16 protein-coding genes are annotated in these 19,498 nt (G+C 64.3%); 10 read left to right on the plus strand and 6 right to left on the minus strand.

The window, feature by feature from the left end:
* Positions 1 to 65 precede the first annotated feature (65 nt).
* Together G3N59_RS06815 and cysS are read right to left on the minus strand one after the other, a co-directional pair.
* The gene (locus tag G3N59_RS06815) at positions 66 to 1,016 is read right to left on the minus strand and encodes a DNA-3-methyladenine glycosylase (protein WP_205981787.1); all 951 of its coding nucleotides are present in this window, start codon (positions 1,014 to 1,016) and stop codon (positions 66 to 68) included.
* A 47-nt stretch (positions 1,017 to 1,063) separates the two neighbouring features.
* Positions 1,064 to 2,461, minus strand: coding sequence for a cysteine--tRNA ligase (gene cysS, locus G3N59_RS06820; protein WP_205981788.1), 1,398 nt, complete (start codon positions 2,459 to 2,461; stop codon positions 1,064 to 1,066).
* A gap of 292 nt (positions 2,462 to 2,753) precedes the next feature.
* On the opposite strand from cysS, the gene G3N59_RS06825 reads away from it, so the two are divergent.
* The 4 genes from G3N59_RS06825 (at position 2,754) to G3N59_RS06840 (ending at position 5,609) form a co-directional block, all read left to right on the plus strand.
* A complete protein-coding gene (locus G3N59_RS06825) occupies positions 2,754 to 3,455 on the plus strand; it encodes a tetratricopeptide repeat protein (protein ID WP_205981789.1) in 702 nt (233 codons plus the stop codon).
* A 79-nt stretch (positions 3,456 to 3,534) separates the two neighbouring features.
* Positions 3,535 to 4,122: a peptidylprolyl isomerase gene (locus G3N59_RS06830; RefSeq protein WP_205981790.1), complete on the plus strand. Its 588-nt coding sequence runs from the start codon at positions 3,535 to 3,537 to the stop codon at positions 4,120 to 4,122.
* Positions 4,123 to 4,257: 135 nt separating this feature from the next.
* A complete protein-coding gene (locus tag G3N59_RS06835; RefSeq protein ID WP_205981791.1) occupies positions 4,258 to 4,752 on the plus strand; it encodes a peptidylprolyl isomerase in 495 nt (164 codons plus the stop codon).
* A gap of 74 nt (positions 4,753 to 4,826) precedes the next feature.
* Positions 4,827 to 5,609, plus strand: coding sequence for a UDP-2,3-diacylglucosamine diphosphatase (locus G3N59_RS06840; RefSeq protein WP_241023246.1), 783 nt, complete (start codon positions 4,827 to 4,829; stop codon positions 5,607 to 5,609).
* A 70-nt stretch (positions 5,610 to 5,679) separates the two neighbouring features.
* Here the strand turns inward: G3N59_RS06840 and cysE are convergent, their stop codons facing one another.
* Complete coding sequence (gene cysE, locus G3N59_RS06845; protein WP_205981793.1) at positions 5,680 to 6,501, minus strand: serine O-acetyltransferase; 822 nt, start codon at positions 6,499 to 6,501, stop codon at positions 5,680 to 5,682.
* Positions 6,502 to 6,722: 221 nt separating this feature from the next.
* Positions 6,723 to 7,568, minus strand: coding sequence for an RNA methyltransferase (locus G3N59_RS06850; RefSeq protein WP_205981902.1), 846 nt, complete (start codon positions 7,566 to 7,568; stop codon positions 6,723 to 6,725).
* A gap of 433 nt (positions 7,569 to 8,001) precedes the next feature.
* On the opposite strand from G3N59_RS06850, the gene G3N59_RS06855 reads away from it, so the two are divergent.
* From G3N59_RS06855 to G3N59_RS06870, 4 genes are all read left to right on the plus strand, one after another.
* Positions 8,002 to 8,811: an inositol monophosphatase family protein gene (locus tag G3N59_RS06855; RefSeq protein WP_205981794.1), complete on the plus strand. Its 810-nt coding sequence runs from the start codon at positions 8,002 to 8,004 to the stop codon at positions 8,809 to 8,811.
* A 177-nt stretch (positions 8,812 to 8,988) separates the two neighbouring features.
* Positions 8,989 to 10,287, plus strand: coding sequence for a lysophospholipid transporter LplT (gene lplT, locus G3N59_RS06860; protein WP_205981795.1), 1,299 nt, complete (start codon positions 8,989 to 8,991; stop codon positions 10,285 to 10,287).
* A gap of 177 nt (positions 10,288 to 10,464) precedes the next feature.
* Positions 10,465 to 13,179: a DNA mismatch repair protein MutS gene (mutS, locus tag G3N59_RS06865; protein WP_205981796.1), complete on the plus strand. Its 2,715-nt coding sequence runs from the start codon at positions 10,465 to 10,467 to the stop codon at positions 13,177 to 13,179.
* Between the two features lie 55 nt (positions 13,180 to 13,234).
* The gene (locus G3N59_RS06870; protein WP_205981797.1) at positions 13,235 to 14,515 is read left to right on the plus strand and encodes a hypothetical protein; all 1,281 of its coding nucleotides are present in this window, start codon (positions 13,235 to 13,237) and stop codon (positions 14,513 to 14,515) included.
* 100 nt (positions 14,516 to 14,615) lie between these two features.
* On the opposite strand, the gene G3N59_RS06875 is transcribed toward G3N59_RS06870, so the two are convergent.
* The gene (locus G3N59_RS06875; protein ID WP_205981798.1) at positions 14,616 to 15,161 is read right to left on the minus strand and encodes a peptidylprolyl isomerase; all 546 of its coding nucleotides are present in this window, start codon (positions 15,159 to 15,161) and stop codon (positions 14,616 to 14,618) included.
* Positions 15,162 to 15,193: 32 nt separating this feature from the next.
* On the opposite strand from G3N59_RS06875, the gene G3N59_RS06880 reads away from it, so the two are divergent.
* On the plus strand, positions 15,194 to 16,429 hold the full coding sequence (locus G3N59_RS06880; protein ID WP_205981799.1) for a cupin domain-containing protein: 1,236 nt from the start codon (positions 15,194 to 15,196) through the stop codon (positions 16,427 to 16,429).
* A gap of 232 nt (positions 16,430 to 16,661) precedes the next feature.
* Positions 16,662 to 16,937 carry a hypothetical protein gene (locus tag G3N59_RS06885; RefSeq protein ID WP_103703960.1) on the plus strand — a complete coding sequence of 92 codons (276 nt, stop codon included), beginning with the start codon at positions 16,662 to 16,664 and terminating at the stop codon, positions 16,935 to 16,937.
* A 236-nt stretch (positions 16,938 to 17,173) separates the two neighbouring features.
* Here G3N59_RS06885 and G3N59_RS06890 read toward each other — a convergent pair whose 3' ends face one another.
* On the minus strand, positions 17,174 to 19,447 hold the full coding sequence (locus tag G3N59_RS06890) for an ATP-dependent DNA helicase (protein WP_205981800.1): 2,274 nt from the start codon (positions 19,445 to 19,447) through the stop codon (positions 17,174 to 17,176).
* Between the last annotated feature and the right edge of the window lie 51 nt (positions 19,448 to 19,498).

Consider the following 19,498-nt stretch of genomic DNA (forward strand, 5'->3'; position numbering starts at 1 on the left):
TGTTTAAGAAGGGCCGGAACCGCTGCGCCTGACGAATCGCGCAGCCCTGCACCGGCGCCCTGCTCTCAAGCGTGTTCGAGGCTGCGCCACATATACCACGTTGCGACGGTTCGCCACGGCTCCCAGTTGGCCGCCACTTCGCGCGCTTCGCTGCGCGTGACGGGTTCGCCGCTGAAGTAATTGACGCTGATCGCCTGGATCAGCCCCAGATCGTCGAGCGGCAACACATTCGGGCGCGCGAGATTGAAGATCAGGAACATCTCGGCGGTCCAGCGGCCGATGCCGCGGATGGCCGTGAGTTCGGCGATCACGTCTTCGTCGTCCATCGTGGTCCACTTGCCCACGTGGAGCGCACCGGATACGAAGTGCTGCGCGAGATCGAGGATGTATTCCGTCTTGCGTTTGGACAGCCCGCACGCCGCGAGCTTTTCGTGGCCGAGCTTGATGAACTGCTGCGGCACGAGCTTCGGACACGCGGCTTCCACGCGTTTCCACAGCGCCTGCGCCGCAGCCGTCGAAATCTGCTGACCGACCACCGATCGTGCGAGCGTGACGAACGGGTCGTCGCTGCTCATCAGATGAACAGGGCCGAACTTCGGAATCAGTTTCTTGAGAATGCGGTCGCGCTTGACCAGATCGGCGCACGCCTTGTCCCAGTAGTCGGGGCGCACGACTTCGGGCGCAGCCGTAGCCTGCGCCGCATCGCCTGCGCTTTCCGTCTGCGCGACGGGCGCCATGTCGATGGTGGCGCCGTTGGCCTTCGCGCGCGACGGCTTCGCCGCACCATTGAGCGCATGTGCATCACCGTCGGCCTGCACCTGCGCCTTTGCGCCGCGTGCGGAACCTGTTTTTACTGTGGCCTTCTTCGCGCCGGCCGCTTTCGCGGCTTCGGCTTCCTGCTGCGCCGCGAGCGCGCCACTGCGCGCCCCGCGTCGTGCGGCCTGGCTCGTTTCGTCGCCTGCCGCGCCCGTTAGCGACGCAGACCGCCTGGCCTGCGTCTTCGTGGCCGTTGCCATCCTGCCTCCTGCCTCGCGAATCGATCAGTGGAAACTGGACAGCCCGCTCACACGCGGCGCCACTCGGTCAATCCGCCCGGTTTGTCTTCGAGCGCTACACCGGCATCGAGCAGTTCGGCACGAATCCGGTCCGCCTCGGCATACTGTTTCGCCTGCTTGGCCGCCGTGCGCGCAGCGATCTGTGCTTCGATCGCCGCCACGTCGAGCGCGCCCGCGTCTTGCGCACCCGCAGCCTGCTGCAGGAACGCACGCGGTTCGCGCACGAGCACGCCGAGCACGCGCGCGAGGCGCTGCAACTGGCGCGCCAGCACCGCGTCGTGCGTGCGGTTCACTTCGGTCGCCAGCTCGAACAACACCGAGATGGCCACAGGCGTATTGAAATCGTCATTCATCGCCGCCTGGAAACGCTGCGCATGCGCTTCGTTCCAGTCGAGCTCGCCCGCATCGGGCGTCACATCCTTGAGCGCGGTGTACAGACGCGTGAGCGCGCCGCGCGCGTCGTCCAGATGCACATCGCTGTAATTCAGCGGCGAACGGTAATGCGCACGCGCCATGAAAAAGCGCACCACTTCGGCGTCATACTTCGCCAGCACTTCGCGGATCGTAAAGAAGTTGCCGAGCGACTTCGACATCTTCTCGTTGTCGATATTGACGAACCCGTTGTGCATCCAGTAATTGACGAACTTCTCGCCGGTCGCGCCTTCGCTTTGCGCAATTTCGTTCTCATGGTGCGGGAACTGCAGATCCTGACCGCCGCCATGAATATCGAAATGATCGCCGAGCAGCGTGCAGCCCATCGCCGAACATTCGATGTGCCAGCCCGGACGGCCGCGACCATACTGCGAGTCCCAGCTCGTGTCGGCCGGCTCTTGCGGTTTTGCCTGTTTCCACAGCACGAAGTCAAGCGGGTCCTGCTTGGCATCGTTCGCCGCCACACGTTCGCCCGCGCGCAGGTCTTCGAGCGACTTGCCCGAGAGCGCGCCGTAATTCGCGAACTTGCGCACCGCGTAGTTCACATCGCCGTCCGAACCCTGATACGCGTAGCCGTTTTTTTCCAGCGTGCCGATCATGTCGAGCATCTGCGGAATGTACTGGGTCGCGCGCGGTTCGTGATCGGGGCGCGCCACGCCCAGCGCGTCGGCGTCTTCATGCAGCGCCGCGATATAGCGGTCGGTGAGCGCCTTGATGGTTTCGCCGTTTTCCACCGCACGACGAATGATCTTGTCGTCGATGTCGGTGATGTTGCGCACATAGGTCACCTTGTAACCGAGCGTGCGCAGCCAGCGCTGCACGATATCGAACACCACCATCACACGCGCATGGCCAACGTGACAATAGTCGTACACCGTCATGCCGCAGACGTACATGCGTACGACGCCGGGTTCGAGTGGCACGAAATTTTGCTTGTCACGCGCGAGCGTGTTGTAGATGCGCAGTGATTCCATAAAGACGGTGGATACGTGGGTCGAAAGAAATCCGCAGCAGCGCCGACAGCAGCCCGTGGGTGCATGGCACCGCATTGCTCGAGGCTGCATACAGTCGCGCTCAGTCAGTCATCAGGCGGAGACGACCACGAGTGGCGAAAGAAAGCCATGCATTTCGCGGGAGCCGACTGCCTGGATCGGGACTGCAACGAACCGTAACAGGTGCTCAACCAGCGCGCTGCAAAAGCGCGCGACGAAAACGCACGGACCTTTTGTTAGAATGGCTCGGAGTATAACACCGCGACCTCACCCTATGAAATCTTCCAGCGGCCGCGCGCCCCGCGCTGCGACCTTTGCCATGGCGGCTCTCGCGAGTGTCGCGTTCGTTCTCGGCGGCGCTTCCAGCGCCTTTGCGGCGCCCCCCGCGACGGCCGACGGCACGCCCGGCGCCGACACCGCCATCGCCCAGCACAACTGGGCCACGGCGCTCACGCAACTGGACGCGCGCATCAAGTCGAACCCGCGCGACGTGCAGGCGAAATTCAAGCGCGCGACCATCCTCGCGCGTCTCGGCCGCGACGACGACGCGATCGAAGCCTTCACCGAACTCACGCAGAGCTACCCCGAACTGCCCGAGCCGTACAACAACCTTGCGGCGCTCTACGCGAAGCACGGTCACTACGACGAAGCGCGTATCGCGCTGGAAACGGCCACCAAGGCGAATCCGTCGTACACGCTCGCATGGGAGAACCTGGGCGACCTGTACCTGCGTCTCGCATCGGCGTCGTATCAGCGCGCGAGCAAGCTCGGTCACACGAGCGGCGCGACCCAGCAGCGCCTCGCCGATATCAACAAGATCGTCAATCCGCCGGCCGCCAGCAAGGCCGCGCGCGCGGCTGCCGCGGCCGAAGCCAGCGGCACGCGCGCAGGCCCGATGCTCGACAATCCGGTGTATCAGTTCGGCGGCCCGACCGGGTCGCTCGCGACGCCGCCATTCATGGCGCCGTCGAACTAAGCCGTAGCGCGTCGCCGGCCATCACATAAGATCGACGGCGCGCTTCGACACGTTTTTCCCCGTACTTCCGAGGATACAAATGAAATGGTTGATGTTGGCGCTCGGCAGCGCCGCCCTGATCGCGAACGCACCCGCTTTTGCGCAGTCGGCCCCGCAAGGCCAGGCCGCCCATCCGCAGGTGCTTTTCAAGACCAGTGAAGGCGACATTCGCGTCGAGCTCTATCCCGAGAAAGCGCCGAAGACCGTCGACAATTTCCTCCAGTACGTGAAGGCCGGCCAGTACAACGGCACGATTTTCCATCGCGTCATTCGCGGCTTCATGATCCAGGGCGGCGGCTACACCACGAGCTTCGTCGAGAAGCCCACGCGCGCGCCGATCCCGCTCGAAAGCAAGAACGGTCTGAAGAACACGGCCGGCATGCTCGCGATGGCGCGCACCAGCGACCCGAATTCGGCGACCGCGCAGTTCTTCATCAACACCGTGGATAACGCCAACCTCGACTATCCGAACCCGGATGGCAACGGTTACGCGGTGTTCGGCAAGGTCACGCAGGGCATGGACGTCGTGAAGAAGATCGAAGCGGCGCCCACTACCTCGCGCGGCCCGATGTCCGATGTGCCGCAGAAGGAAATCGTGATCCAGTCGGCTAACGTCGTCGGCAAGTAAGCCCACAGGCGCAAGTCAGCGCCTCACCTCATTCTCCGCGCGGCGCGGCACCGGTACACGCGAAGGCAATACGTCCCGCCTCGTACCGGCGCTGCACCGCCCCATTCCCACCAGCCACAGGTAAAGGATTCCATCATGGTCGAACTGCATACGAACCACGGCGTCATCAAGCTCGAACTCAACGCCGAGAAGGCACCGAAGACGGTCGCCAACTTCCTCGAGTACGTCAAGAGCGGCCACTACGACGGCACGGTGTTCCACCGCGTCATCGACGGTTTCATGATCCAGGGCGGCGGCTTCGAAGCCGGCATGAAGCAAAAGCCGACGCAAGCACCGATCGACAACGAAGCGAACAACGGTCTGAAGAACGTCCAGGGCTCGATCGCCATGGCACGTACGAACGATCCGCACTCGGCATCGGCACAGTTCTTCATCAACGTGGCCGATAACGACTTCCTGAACCACTCGTCGCCGACGCCGCAAGGCTGGGGCTACGCCGTGTTCGGCAAGGTCGTCGACGGCCTGGACGTGGTCGAGAAGATCAAGTCGGTCAAGACGGGCTCGAAGGGCTTCCATCAGGACGTGCCGGTCGACGACGTCGTGATCGAGAAGGCTGTCATCGTCGACTAAGCTCGACGCACATTAGCTTCAACCTTTAGGCGCACGCTTCATCGATGCTGCAGGAAAAGACACGGGGTTTGGGAATGGCCGCTGCGGGCGTGCCCGGCGAGGGCAAACGTCCGCATGCGGCGCGGCCTTTCCTGTTCATTTCCGATCTGCATTTGAGCGAAGCGATTCCGCGCACGGTCGCCGCGTTCGAACACTTCATCCGTGTGTCGGCCGATCAGGCCGACTCGGTGTTCATACTCGGCGACCTCTTCGAATACTGGATCGGCGACGACATGCTCGTCGAACCCTTCGTCGCGCGCATGGCCGCGCTGATGCATACGCTCTCCGAGCGCGGCATCGCGCTCTACATCATGCACGGCAACCGCGACTTTCTGATGGGCAAACGCTTCATGAAAGCGGCGGGCGCGATCTGGCTGCCCGACCCCATCGCCATTACCGCGTTCGGTACGCGCATCGCGCTCGCCCATGGCGACGCACTGTGCACCGACGATCGCGGCTATCAGTTCTTCCGCAAATTTGCGCGCAACCGGCTTGCGCAGGTGCTATTTCTCGCGTGGCCGTTTCGCGGGCGCCGGGCACTGGCCGAACGCATGCGCCGCAAGAGCGAAGCCGGCCGCGAGCGCCCCGTCGCGCTCAATCCTGCGAAGTACGATGTCACCGCAAAAGGCGTGGCCGCACTTTTCCGGCGCGCGCGCGCGAACACCATCATTCACGGCCATACGCACCGGCCCGCGCGTCATCAGGAACCGGGCGGGACGCGCTGGGTGCTGCCCGACTGGGAACTCGATCACGGCACGCCGCGCGGCGGCTATCTGCGCGTGGATGCCGAAGGATTCAGGATGTTGCCGCTCGATTGAGCGCATCCCGCGTGAAAAGAAAAACAGCCGCTCGAAACGGCTGTTTTCGTATTGGGAACGACCTGGCGAATCAGACGTGCGTGGTCGCGTCTTCGTCCGCTTTTGCGGCTTCCTGCGCCACCGCCTCGCCTTCGAAACCGGCCGACAAACGACGCAATTCGACCAGCGCCGCGTCGGCGCCATGCAGCGCTTCGAGACGCGCGCCCAGGCGCTCCAGCGCGACGACGATCGCATCCACACGCTGCGTTTGCGTGGCGGCGTGATCGATCAGACCGTGGATGGCGAGCGAGACCGGATCATCCGCATTCGGCGAGATGCCGTAGGCGCAAAAGCCTTCGCGCGCCGATGCCGGTTTGGCCTGCTCCGGCGCAGCCTTCGCTGGCGCGATGATCCGGGCCGGATTGCCCACTGCCGTGCCGCCCGCCGGAACCGGCTTGACGACCACGGCGTTCGAGCCGATCTTCGCCTGCGCGCCCACCGTGAAGCCGCCCAGCACCTTCGCACCCGCACCGACGATCACGCCCGGCCCGAGCGTCGGGTGACGCTTCGCGCCGCGCGTGAGCGACGTGCCGCCCAGCGTCACGCCTTGATAGATCGTGCAGTCGTCGCCGACTTCGGCGGTCTCGCCAATCACGACGCCCATGCCGTGATCGATAAACACACGCCGGCCGATGGTCGCGCCCGGATGGATTTCGATGCCGGTGAGAAAACGCGCGAGTTGCGAGACATAGCGCGCGAGCCAGCGGCGCTTTGCCCGCCAGCAGGCATGCGCGAAACGATGCAGGACGAGCGCATGCAGACCCGGATAACAGGTCAAGACTTCCCAGGCGCTGCGGGCGGCGGGATCGCGCTCGCGGATCGTGGCGATATCTTCGCGAAGTCTATTGAACATGGCAGTCACACGCTGGACGTGGGGAACATGGGGAGACTGGCCGGGCGTCGCGAACGGAAGTCCGGCGCACGGCTCGCAGCCGGCCTGATGGGACGCTCGCGCGCCTTTAGCAGCCGTGCTGATTTGCTTGTGATGTGGAATCGATTGTAGGCGAAAGGCGCACGACAGCCGGGAAGTCCACGCGGGCAGCAAGGTTGGTCGCCTGGCTGCCCGCGTGGCGCTTATTTCGCGCCGCCTTTGCCCTTGAGCATGAGGATGTGTTTGGCAATGCCGCGCACGATATTGACTTCCTCGCGCTCGAGCCCCGAACGCGCAAACAGGCGCCGCAAACGCGACATCAGCTTCTTCGGATTGGCCGGATCGAGGAAATCGAGCGCGATCAGCGCGTTTTCGAGATGCACGTACATGCGCTCGATGTCGTCGCTGGTGGCGAGCGGCGTGCCCGACGCACCGGCTCCGCCAGCCGCGCCATCGCCCGCCGCGGGCAAGGCCAGACCCGCGCCTTCCCCATCGAGATAAGCGACGCGCAGCTCATAAGCCAGCACCTGCACCGCCTGAGCCAGATTGAGCGAGCTATAGGCCGGATTGGCCGGAATATGCGCAAGCGCGCTGCAGCGCTCGACGTCTTCGTTCGAAAGACCTGTGCGCTCGTTGCCGAACACCAGCGCGATATCGCCGTGCGCGACCTGGCGGCAGGCGTCCTGCACGGCCTGACGCGGCGCGCCGGGCGGCGGACCGTATTCGCGCATGCGCGCCGTGAGCGCCAGCGACCATTGGGTGCCGATCAGCGCATCGGCGAGCGTCGGAACGATGTGGGCGGCGGCGAGCACGTCGTCGGCGCCGCTGGCCATGGCGATCGCTTCGGGATCGAGCTGGACCTGCGGCACGCGCGGGGCGACCAGCACCAGACGCGAAAAACCCATGGTCTTGAGCGCGCGCGCCGCCGCGCCGACGTTGCCGGGATGACTCGGTTCGACCAGCACGAAGCGTGTGGAGGTGAAACCGCCGCGCAGCGGCTCGTGGGCGTCGCCGGCGGCGTGAACGGTATTGGATTCGGGGGGCTGCACCAAGATGAATCTCGAAGAACGGCGTAAGGAAAGGCGTATGTTATCGCGCCTCGCCACGGCGGCCTATTGGGTACGGCGGGATGCGGCGGGATACGACAGGGTAAGCCGACCCTCGAACGACAGCCCCCGTCCCGCAGGCATTCGCGTAATCCCGTACACGGCCAGCCCAGACGCCCCAGACTCGGGTAAAATGCGAGATTCGCGCGCGTTTTTCGGCTAGCGTTTCCGGTCACTTGTCTGAAGATTGACCGGCCATCGGGACTCCCGCGCACCGCTCTTATCCAATTCGTCTCCGTTGGCGGGACAGGTTCCGCCAGGCTGCGCAGCTCGAACGCGCGGCTTGCGTCCTGTCCAATCGTTAGACGCTCTTATCTTCGGCACCCCCGTGCGCCGCGCTGCCCGCGCGCGCCGGATTACAAGGATATCCAGGCTCATGCATCCCATGCTCAACATTGCTGTCAAGGCCGCGCGCCGCGCCGGACAGATCATCAACCGCGCGTCGCTCGATCTCGACCTCGTGCAGGTTTCGAAAAAGCAGCACAACGATTTCGTCACGGAGGTCGACAAGGCCGCCGAAGCCGCCATCATCGAGACGCTCAAGACCGCGTACCCCGACCACGCCATCCTCGCCGAGGAATCGGGCGATTCGGGCGACGAGTCCGAATACCAGTGGATCATCGATCCGCTCGACGGCACCACCAACTTCATCCACGGTTTCCAGTACTACTGCGTCTCGATCGCGCTCGTGCACAAGGGCATCGTCACGCAGGCCGTCGTCTATGACCCGACGCGCAACGACCTGTTCACCGCTTCGCGCGGCCGTGGCGCATTCCTGAACGACCGCCGCATCCGCGTGGGCCGCCGCGACCGTCTGGCCGATGGCCTGATCGGCACGGGCTTCCCGTTCCGCGAAAAGGACGGCCTGGAAAGCTACTGCGACCTGTTCGCCGAAATGACCAACGCCTGCGCCGGCCTGCGCCGCCCGGGCGCGGCAGCGCTCGATCTGGCGAACGTCGCTGCAGGCCGCATGGACGGCTTCTTCGAACAGGGCCTCAATCCGTGGGACGTCGCTGCAGGCGCACTGCTGATCACCGAAGCCGGCGGCCTGGTGGGCAACTACACGGGCGATTCGGACTTCCTGCACGTGGGCGAAGTCGTCGCGGGCAACCCGAAGATCTACGCACAAATGGTGCCGATCCTCTCGAAGTACACGCGCCTCAAGAAGGAAACGAAGGAAGCCTGATCGCGCTTCACATGCGGCGGCGCGCGGGGGAAAACTGCAGCGCCCGGCCGCCCATGTCACAATCGCCGCATCGGTGGCGGCCTGGTCGATCCGGCCAGGCCGCCCATCCCGGCGAGTCAAGCGGCTTCGGCCGCTTTTTTGTTTGGCGCGCCCGGTCCATCTTTCGATTTACCTGCGATGAAAAAAGGCTTCTACACGATCATCGCCGCGCAGTTCGTCTCGTCGCTCGCCGACAACGCACTTCTGATCGCGGCAATCGCGCTGCTCACGGTGATTTCCTCGCCGGCCTGGGTCACGCCGCTGCTGCAGATCTTCTTTACCGTCTCCTACGTGCTGCTTGCGCCCTTCGTCGGTGCTTTCGCGGATGCGCTGCAAAAGCGGCACGTGATGTTCGTCTCGAACGCGCTCAAGGCAACCGGCTGCCTGATGATGATCGCGGGCGTGCATCCGATGCTCGCGTATGGCGTGGTCGGCTTCGGCGCGGCGGCTTACTCGCCCGCAAAGTACGGAATCCTCACTGAATTGCTGCCCGCCGAAAAGCTGGTGGCGGCCAACGCGTGGCTGGAATCGGCGACGGTGCTTTCGACGATCGTCGGCACGATGATGGGCGGCGCGCTGGTCTCCACTTACGCCGAGCGCTTCATCACGCGTCATCCGATGCCGCTGATCCATTCGGCCGCGGATCTCGCGATGCTCGCGACGATGATCACCTATGCAATCGCCGCGCTCATCAACATCGGCGTTCCCGACACCGGCGCGCGCTATGAAAACCGTCTGAAGCAGCCGGGCCGGCTCGTCTCCGATTTCACGCACTGCTTCAACGTGCTCTGGGCCGACAAGCTCGCGCAGATCGCGCTGTGGGTCACGACCCTGATGTGGGGCGCGGCCGTCACGCTGCAATTGCTGGTGCTCAAATGGGCCGACGCCAACCTCGGTCTTTCGCTTTCGAAGGCTGCCGTGATGCAGGGCGTGACCGGTTTGGGCATTGCGCTGGGCGCCGCCGCTGCGGCCGCGTGGGTCTCGTTGCGCGCTTCGCTGCGCGTGCTGCCCGTGGGCGTGCTGTGCGGCGTCGTGGCCATGGCGATGGCGTTCTACAGCAAAGGCCTGTTTCCGCCAGGCGAAGGCGTGCGTTTCGGCAGCTTCATCATGCCCTTCTACCTGCTGTTTGCTTATCCGCTGATGGTGCTGCTCGGCACGCTCGCGGGTTTTTTCATCGTGCCGATGAACGCCCTGCTCCAGCATCGCGGCGCGACCCTGCTTTCGGCCGGCCACTCGATCGCCGTGCAGAACTTCAACCAGAACCTGGCCGTCCTGCTGATGCTCGGCGCCTACGCGCTGCTGCTGACGGCGAAGATGCCGGTGCAGTGGATCATCGTCGTGTTCGGCACGTTCGTTTCGGGGATGATCTGGCTCGCGATGCGGCGCAGTGCGGCAAACGCACGCACGATCGATATGCAGGCGCTGGTGGACGAGTAGTTCTTCGGCGCCCGACAACCGTCGACGCACAACCCATCGACGCAGAATCCCCGTCAATCTGGCGCGCATTCCTACGCTATCGCGCAAGGATTTGCACGCCGCCTGGCCATCCGGCCAGGTTCACGCGCCCCCGCCGCGGGTTAAACTCACGCCCTGAACCTTAGCAAGACTCCGAGGATGGCTACACACACCGCCAGCGCCGGCGACATCGCGCAACACACCCCCATGATGCAGCAATACCTGCGCATCAAGGCCGACCACCCGGACACGCTCGTGTTCTACCGGATGGGCGACTTCTATGAGCTGTTCTTCGGCGACGCCGAGAAAGCCGCGCGCCTGCTCGATCTGACACTCACGCAGCGCGGCGCATCAGCCGGCAATCCGATCAAGATGGCGGGCATCCCGCACCACGCCTGCGAAGGTTATCTCGCCAAGCTGGTGAAGCTCGGCGAATCCGTGGCGATCTGCGAACAGATCGGCGATCCGGCCACCTCCAAAGGCCCGGTCGAGCGCAAGGTCGTGCGTGTGGTCACGCCCGGTACGCTCACCGACGCCGCCCTGCTCTCGGATAAAAACGACGTCTACCTGATGGCGGTCTGCCCCGGCCACAACCGGCGCGGCGTGACCGTGAACGTCGGCCTCGCGTGGCTCAATCTGGCGAGCGGCGCGCTGCGTCTGGCCGAAGTCGCGCCGGAACAGGTTGCTACCGCGTTCGAGCGCATCCGTCCCGCTGAAGTGCTGGTCGCGGACATGCCTTCGGAATCGTCGGGCTGGGCGCCGCCGGCGGGCGTGGGCGCGCTCACGCGCGTACCGTCGTGGCACTTCGACCTCGCCTCGGGCAAGCAGCGCCTGTGCGACCAGATGGACGTGGCAAGCCTCGACGGCTTCGGCGCGCAAACGCTCACGAGCGCCTGCGGCGCGGCCGGCGCGCTGCTGCTTTACGCTGCAGCCACGCAAGGCCAGCAATTGCGCCACGTGCGCAGCCTCAAGGTCGAAGCGGAATCGGAATACATCGGCCTCGATCCGGCCACGCGGCGCAATCTCGAATTGACCGAGACGCTGCGCGGCACGGAATCGCCCACGCTCTGTTCGCTGCTCGACACCTGCAGCACGACCATGGGCAGCCGTTTGCTGCGTCACTGGCTGCATCATCCGCCGCGCGACGCCGCCATCGCGCAAATGCGCCAGCAGGCGATCGGCGCGCTGCTCGACGCGCCGCCGCCGGCGAGCGTCGACTCCCTGCGTAGCGCGTTGCGCCAGATCGCCGACGTCGAACGTATTACGGGGCGTCTTGCCCTGCTGTCGGCGCGTCCGCGCGACCTGTCCAGCCTGCGCGATACCTTCGCCGCACTGCCCACCCTGCGCGAGCAGGTCGCCATGGCGGGCGGTGCATCCGCGTCGCTTGCACGCATTGTCGATGCGCTGGAGCCGCCTGCCGAATGCGCCGATCTGCTGCAGCGCGCGGTCGCGCCCGAACCCGCCGCGATGATTCGCGACGGCGGCGTCATCGCACGCGGCTACGACGCGGAACTCGACGAGTTGCGCGACATGTCGGAAAACTGCGGCCAGTTCCTGATCGATCTGGAAGCACGCGAGCGCACGCGTACCGGCATCGGCAATCTGCGGGTCGAGTACAACAAGGTGCACGGCTTCTATATCGAAGTCACGCGCGGTCAGACCGACAAGGTGCCCGACGACTATCGCCGCCGTCAGACGCTCAAGAACACCGAGCGTTACATCACGCCCGAACTGAAGACGTTCGAGGACAAGGCGCTGTCCGCACAGGAACGTGCGCTTGCGCGCGAGAAGGGTCTGTACGACGCGTTGCTGCAGGCGCTGCTGCCCTTTATCGCCGATTGCCAGCGGGTGGCCGCCGCGCTTGCGGAACTCGATCTGCTCGCCGCGTTTGCGGAACGCGCACGCGCGCTCGACTGGAGCGCGCCGGCGTTTTCCGAAGCGCCGGGCATCGAGATCGAACAGGGGCGCCATCCGGTGGTCGAGGCGCAGGTCGAGCAGTTCATCGCCAACGACTGCGCGCTTCACGCCGACCGCAAGCTGCTGCTCATCACCGGCCCGAACATGGGCGGTAAATCGACGTTCATGCGTCAGACCGCGCTGATCGCCCTGCTCGCCTATGTGGGCAGCTACGTGCCTGCACGGCGCGCGCGTTTTGGCCCGATCGACCGCATCTTCACGCGTATCGGCGCGGCGGACGATCTCGCGGGCGGACGTTCGACCTTCATGGTCGAAATGACCGAAGCCGCGGCGATTCTCAACGATGCCACGCCGCAAAGTCTCGTGCTGATGGACGAGATCGGGCGCGGCACGTCCACCTTCGACGGCCTCGCGCTGGCGTGGGCGATCGCGCGGCATCTGCTCGCGAGCAACGGTTGCCATACGCTGTTCGCCACGCACTACTTCGAGCTCACGCAACTGCCTGCGGAATTTGCGCAGGCGGCTAACGTGCATCTTTCGGCGGTCGAGCATGGGCACGGCATCGTGTTCCTGCACTCGGTCAGCGAAGGGCCGGCGAACCAGAGTTACGGTTTGCAGGTTGCGCAGCTCGCGGGCGTGCCGAACGCGGTGATCCGCGCGGCGCGCAAGCATCTCGTGCATCTGGAGCAACTGTCGGCGGGCCAGCCGACACCGCAACTCGATCTGTTCGCCGCGCCCGCTGCATCGATCGACGCGTTCGACGAGATCGACGATCCTCGCGACCACGACACGCGTAACGCGCAGCACTACGTGGAAGACGCGCCCGCCGATCCCGCAGCCGCACTGGTTGCCGAACGTCTGCGCGCGCTCGATCCAAACGAGTTGCGCCCGCGCGAAGCGCTCGACCTCCTGTACGAACTGCATGAGCTGGCGAGCAAGCCGGACGCCAGCCGCTAAGCGTCGCCTCGCGACGCCGCCGTGGCCATCACGATATGGCCGCGGCGGTTCTGCTTTGCCTGCTCTGCAACGTGCGCTGGCCGCACTGCTTCTGCCTGGCGCGCTTGCCTTAGCAGGCAACGCATACGCAGCACCCACGCAAACGCCCACCTGGCGCTACGCGTTCGCCGTCGTGGCGAACGTCGTCACCGAACCCGGCGACGAAACCACGCTGCAGCGCCTGATCGACGCGATCGGGCGCGATCCGCAGATCTCCTTTCTCGTCTACGACGGCAATATCAAAGGCCCGCGCGAATCGTGCCTCGACCGTCTCTATGAACGTCGCCACACGCTGCTCGATGCATCGCGCGCGCCGGTTGTCTTCGTGCCCGGTCAACGCGACTGGGTCACTTGCGGCAGCAGCGGCGCCGGTGGCTACGATCCGGTCGAACGGCTCGATTTCCTGCGCCAGAACTTCTATGCCGATGCCAAGGCGCTCGGCGAGACCCCGCTTTCGCTCACGCGCGAAAGCGAAGTCTCCCGTTTCCGGCCTTATCGCGAAAACGTGCGCTGGCAGGTGGGTGACACGGTGTTCGTCGCGCTCAATGCACCCAGCGGCAACAATCACTATCTGAACGCGGGCGGCCGCAACGGCGAGTTCGAAGACCGCGTGATCGCCAATGGTTTCTGGCTCGAACATGCGGCGGAGTTTGCGCGTCGCCGTAACGCACGCGCCATCGTCATCTTTATGCAGGCCGACGTATTCCCCGAGCGCGAAGAACGCAACGACCGCTTCGCCTGGCTGCGCTTTCACCGCGCGCCGCGCGACGGCTACGCGGAACTGCGCCGCAGCCTGCTCAAGCTCGCCGATAACTTCCGCGGCCCGATCGTCATCGTGAATCCCGACGAAGCCAGGCTGCCGCGCGGCTTCACCATCGAGCAGCCATTGCGCAACGAAAAAGGAATCAGGATTGCTAACGTAACGCGCGTCGCGTTTTCGCTGCGTGATCCGCTTACGCAGTGGCTGCAGATCGACGCGGACATGGCACGTAATACGCCGCTACGCGTCAGCGTTCACGACGTACCGAAGCATCTGCCCTTGCTGCCCACGCAGCCGCAACCGATCGTGCCCGACATGCCCGAGATTTCGTCGATGCCCGATGTCACGGAAATTCCGGGCATGCAGCAGGCGCCCGATCTCAACGCAGCGAGTTCGGCCAGCGGCAGTGGCGTGAGTGAAACGGGGATGTTTGGCGCGCCGCCGGCATCGGGCGCATCGCAAACGGTTGCGCCACCAAGACCACTGATGCCGCCGCCGTGGATTCAGCAGCAAACGCCCGCCGCGCCTTCGAACTGATCGCCGCAGGACAGCGGGGCGACACAGAAAGCGGATTGAAATCGAATCTGAAACGAAATGCGCCGGCATAAGAGCCGGCGCATGGAACTACGGGTGTTGCTTAGTGCAGGGTAGGCTTCGAATCGGCTTCGTCGCCGTCTTCGTCTTCATCTTCGTCGACGACTTCGAGGCCATCCGCGCCGTGCGCGTGCTCATGTTCGATTTCGTCTTCGGTCGCCTGACGCACTTCCTTGACCGACAGCGAGAAACGCAGCGCCATGCCGGCGAGCGGGTGATTGCCGTCGAGCACGACCTTGTCTTCTGCCACGTCGGTGACCGTGTAGATGAGCGCGTCGAGGTCTTCGTCGCCCTCTTCCGGCGTGCCTTCGAACTGCATGCCGACTTCGAGCGGTTCCGGGAAGCGGCCACGCGGCTCGATCTTCACCAGCTCCGGGTCGTACTCGCCGAATGCATCCTGCGGCTCAAGCTGGATCTGGGTCTCGAAGCCCGGCTCCTTGCCGTCCAGCACTTCCTCGATCTTGGGGAACGTGCCATCATAGCCGCCGTGCAGATAGACCATCGGCTCGTCGCTTTCCTCAATCAGATTGCCCTGCGCATCCGATAGCTTGTAAGCGACCGACACGACGGTGTCCTTTGCGATTTTCATTCGATTCTCCAGATTACAGACCTCATTATACGATGCCCAAGCGGTCCCCTGAGCACCCGGAGGACGCCCGCAAGCAGCGCGCCTCCCCTTCCCTGGCATGTCCTGCGCCCGATACGCCCACGCCGCTGCTAGGTGGCCTGAGTCCCGCGCAGTTCATGAAGAAATACTGGCAGAAAAAGCCATTGTTGATCCGCCAGGCGATACCCGGCATCGAAGCGCCGCTCACGCGCGACGAACTGTTCGAGCTGGCCGACAGCGAAGATGTGGAATCGCGCCTCATCACGCATTTCCGCAAGCGCTGGGCGCTCGAACACGGCCCGTTTGCCGCCGATGAACTGCCCACACCCAAAACGCGCCAGTGGACGCTGCTCGTGCAGGGCGCCGATCTGCACAACGATCGCGCCCGCGCACTGCTCGAACGCTTCCGTTTTGCGCCCGACGCGCGCCTGGACGATCTGATGATCTCCTACGCGAGTGATGGCGGCGGCGTCGGCCCGCATTTCGACTCCTACGACGTGTTTCTCCTGCAGGTGCATGGCACGCGCCGCTGGCGCATCGGCGCGCAGCGCGATCTGTCCTTGCAGGAAGGTATGCCGCTCAAGATTCTTGCGAATTTCGAGCCGGAAGAAGAATGGGTGCTGGAGCCGGGCGACATGCTGTATCTGCCGCCCCACATCGCGCACGACGGCGTGGCCGAAGGCGAGTGCATGACGTGCTCGATCGGCTTTCGTTCGCCTTCCACCGACGAACTCACGAGCCAGTTCCTCTATTGGCTCGCCGAACGCGGCACGGAGAGTGCGGAAACGGGCAAGCGCGAGCTTTATCAGGACCCCGATCAGCCCGCTGTCGAGCATCCCGCACAACTGCCCCCGGCACTTGTGGAGCGCGTCTCGTCAGTGCTTGCTAAAGTGCGCTGGGACGACGCCGATGTGTCGTCGTTCGTGGGCTCCTGGCTTTCAGAACCGAAATCCAATGTGGTGTTCGACGCCCCCGAAAAGCCCCTCGACGAGGCCCGTTTTGTTGCGCGCGCCGCGAAAAACGGGATAAGACTCGACCGCAGGACAATCCTGCTTTACGATGCGCGGTCGTATTACCTGAACGGGGAACAGTACTTGCTCAAAGAGGCAAGGAAGTGGTTGCCGGAACTAGCCGATAACCGCTTGCTGGATGGGAAACGCTTTGTAACACTCTCACACGATTCGAGTGTGACAGTGTTGCTACACGAGTGGTATTGTGCGGGCTGGTTACAGCTAGGGGTGCTTGCGTAAGCGCTTCGGGCTGTTATACCGTACTAATATAGTGCTTGTATGAGAAAGACAACGTATTGTCCCCGGATTTGTCGACGGTCGATACGAAAGTGCCTATAATTTCCGCCCAGGCCGTAGGGAAGATTCACGCTCTTGCAGTGCATCTCCACCAGCGGCTCAAGGTCGGTGTTGGGGCACATTACCGGTATTATTTTGCGCTGTTGCTTACCTTTAACCATAAAAGGACGTGATCATGAAGAAATCCCTCCTCGTAGCATCCCTGCTGGCAGCTGTTGCACTGGCTGCATGCAACAAGAGCAGCGACCAAGCTGCTGCGCCGGCTAGCGATGCGACCGCTGCTTCGGCGCCGGCTGCTGCCGCTTCGGATTCCGCAGCTGCTGCATCGGGCGCTGCTGCTGCTGCGAGCGACGCTGCTGCTTCGGCTACGGCTGCTGCTTCGGACGCAGGCGCTGCTGCTTCGGACGCTGCTGCTTCGGCTGCTGCTCCGGCATCGGGCGCAAGCCAGTAAGCTGCATTCGCCCGTTGCCCACGAAGCTTCGGCTTCAGCGGGTATCGAAGCGAACTGTCGTGCAGCCTGACGTCATCGTCAGGCGTGCGACAGGCAAACGAAAAAGCCACGAACGCGAGTTCGTGGCTTTTTTGTATTTGCGCGCTTTAAATGCGGATTCGGTGTTGCTTCGATAAGACGAGGATGAATTTCATGCTCCACGCATGTAACTCACCTCGCTTAACTGAAAGCGCATATTACGCGCCTTCCTGAGCCTCTTCTTCGCCCGAGAAAAACGCCTGCACGACTTCGATCTCGCGCGTGCGTTTAAATGGCGGCAAACTCTGCCAGATCCGTCGGCCATAAGGCTTATCGACAAGACGCGTATCGCAGATCATCAGCACGCCTCGATCGGTTTCCGCGCGAATCAGGCGCCCTGCCCCCTGCTTGAGCGTGATGACCGCCTGCGGCAGTTGATGGACCGCGAACGGGCTCAAGCCCTTCTTCGTCAGCGCATCGAGACGCGCGGCCAGCACAGGGTCATCGGGCGGCGCAAACGGCAGCTTGTCGATGACGACGAGCGACAGCGCATCGCCACGCACGTCTACGCCTTCCCAGAAGCTCTGGCTGCCCACCAGAATGGCATTGCCATAGGCGCGAAAGCGCTCGAGCAACTCGGTGCGGCTCGCATCGCCCTGCACCAGCAGCGGCGTGTTCCAGCCACGTGCTTCGATCGTATCGCGCAGACGATCGGCGATCTTGTTGACCGCGCGCAAGGTCGTGCACAACATAAAGACGCCGCCGCCCGAAGCCTCGATGGCGGGCAACGCTGCATCGAACACGGCATCGGTGAATTGCGGCGACGACGGCTGCGGCATATTGCGCGGCACGTACAGCAAGCCCTGCTGCGGATAGTCGAACGGGCTAGGCAAGGTCATCGAACGGCGCGAACTCAAACCCATCTGCGCCGCGTAGTGCGTGAAGTCGCCGCGCACCGAGAGCGTCGCCGAGGTGAAGACCCACGTGCGCGGCACACCCGCGCGTTGCTTCGCGAAAATCGGCGCAACGGACAGCGGCGTTTCGTGCAACTGGACTGTGTGCGAGAACACTTCGACCCAACGGACTTTTTCGTCGTCGCCGTGTTCCTGCGCGGCTTCGCCCGGCTTTTCTCCGGCCTTTTCGCGCTTGTTGTCGGCCGCCACGACTTCGGCCGATCCGCCTGCCGTCCAGCCGCCGAGCACGCCTTGCAGTTCGCGCGCGCGACGCAGACAGACGCCGAGTGATTCCGCGCGCTCCGCCTGGCCAGCGAGCGCATTGGCCAGCGTGCCAAGCTCGGTCTGCAAGGCGTCGAGCGAATCGAATAGCGGATGATCTTCGGGGAGCTGCGTGATCGACACGCGCAGCGAATCTTCCTTGAACGCGAGGCGCACATCGCGCGCCGCCCGTTCGAGCCCTGCGCCGAGCTTGACCCACTCCACGGCATCGCGCGCGTGGCTCAGACCTTCGGCGACGCAATCGCGCGCGAGTTCGAGGAACTGGGACGTCGACAGCGTCTCGCCGAAGAACAGCGTGGCCGTCTCGGGCAACTGGTGCGCTTCGTCGAAGATGATGGTGTTGGCGCTCGGCAGCAGTTCGGCCATGCCGGTATCGCGCAGCATGATGTCCGCGAAGAACAGATGGTGATTCACCACCACGATGTCGGCCTGCTGCGCCTCGCGGCGCGCCTGCATCACGAAGCAGTCCTTGTAATTCGGACACTCCTGACCGAGGCAGTTATCGCGCGTCGATGTAACCATCGACCACACAGCCGCCGTTTCCGGCACGCTCGCGAGCTCCGCCTTGTCGCCCGAACGCGTGATCTTCGCGAAGCGGATGATCTCCTGCAGATACGAGGTTTCCTGTCGCGACGGCAGGCGGCCGTTATCGGCCGTGCGCTGCAGGTAGTAGTGGCACAGATAGTTCGAGCGGCCCTTGAGCATCGCGACGCTCACGGGCACGGCGAGCGCGTCGCGCACCGTCGGAATATCGCGGGCGAAAAGCTGGTCCTGAAGGTGCTTGGTGCCCGTCGAAACGATCACCTTGCCGCCCCAGAGCATGGCCGGCACGAGATAGGCGTAGGTCTTGCCCGTGCCCGTCCCGGCTTCGACGATCAGCGTGTTGTCGCCGGATTCGGCGGCGGCATTGGCGAGATTCGCGGCTTCGTCGCCAGCCGATGCGGCGATGGGCGCACCACGCTCCAGACGGCGCGCCGGACGCGACTGCGTCTCGAACATCGCCGGTTCGGGCAGCGCCTTGGCGGCGGCTTCCATGGCAGCGGCGACGGCACGCGCCATCTCGATCTGCGCGGCACGCGGACGATAGCCGTCGATCTCGCGCGCCAGCAGTCCATCGGCGGCGAACAGTTCTTCGAGCTCGGCGACACGGCGCGGGCTCAGTGCGGGCGGCGACGCCGTTTGCGCGGCGCGCGCGTCGCCGTTCCGCGCGCTGTCGTCGCGCGCAGAACCGGATCGGGAAACGGTCGTTGAGTTCAAGGCAAGCGGTTCCTGCTCGGATCTCGGGGCGCGGCCCGACTGCTGCCGCGC

Origin of the sequence: Paraburkholderia sp. Ac-20340, from assembly GCF_017104965.1 — a bacterium.
Taxonomy (GTDB): domain Bacteria; phylum Pseudomonadota; class Gammaproteobacteria; order Burkholderiales; family Burkholderiaceae; genus Paraburkholderia.

Bases quoted from the DNA above. Each gene is read 5' to 3' on its own strand.
- lplT (WP_205981795.1), top strand. From the start codon at position 8,989: ATGAAAAAAGGCTTCTACACGATCATCGCCGCGCAGTTCGTCTCGTCG.
- cysE (WP_205981793.1), bottom strand. From the start codon at position 6,501: ATGTTCAATAGACTTCGCGAAGATATCGCCACGATCCGCGAGCGCGAT.
- G3N59_RS06885 (WP_103703960.1), top strand. From the start codon at position 16,662: ATGAAGAAATCCCTCCTCGTAGCATCCCTGCTGGCAGCTGTTGCACTG.
- G3N59_RS06825 (WP_205981789.1), top strand. From the start codon at position 2,754: ATGAAATCTTCCAGCGGCCGCGCGCCCCGCGCTGCGACCTTTGCCATG.
- mutS (WP_205981796.1), top strand. From the start codon at position 10,465: ATGGCTACACACACCGCCAGCGCCGGCGACATCGCGCAACACACCCCC.
- G3N59_RS06875 (WP_205981798.1), bottom strand. From the start codon at position 15,161: ATGAAAATCGCAAAGGACACCGTCGTGTCGGTCGCTTACAAGCTATCG.
- G3N59_RS06830 (WP_205981790.1), top strand. From the start codon at position 3,535: ATGAAATGGTTGATGTTGGCGCTCGGCAGCGCCGCCCTGATCGCGAAC.
- G3N59_RS06835 (WP_205981791.1), top strand. From the start codon at position 4,258: ATGGTCGAACTGCATACGAACCACGGCGTCATCAAGCTCGAACTCAAC.
- G3N59_RS06815 (WP_205981787.1), bottom strand. From the start codon at position 1,016: ATGGCAACGGCCACGAAGACGCAGGCCAGGCGGTCTGCGTCGCTAACG.
- G3N59_RS06880 (WP_205981799.1), top strand. From the start codon at position 15,194: ATGCCCAAGCGGTCCCCTGAGCACCCGGAGGACGCCCGCAAGCAGCGC.
- G3N59_RS06855 (WP_205981794.1), top strand. From the start codon at position 8,002: ATGCATCCCATGCTCAACATTGCTGTCAAGGCCGCGCGCCGCGCCGGA.
- cysS (WP_205981788.1), bottom strand. From the start codon at position 2,461: ATGGAATCACTGCGCATCTACAACACGCTCGCGCGTGACAAGCAAAAT.
- G3N59_RS06840 (WP_241023246.1), top strand. From the start codon at position 4,827: ATGGCCGCTGCGGGCGTGCCCGGCGAGGGCAAACGTCCGCATGCGGCG.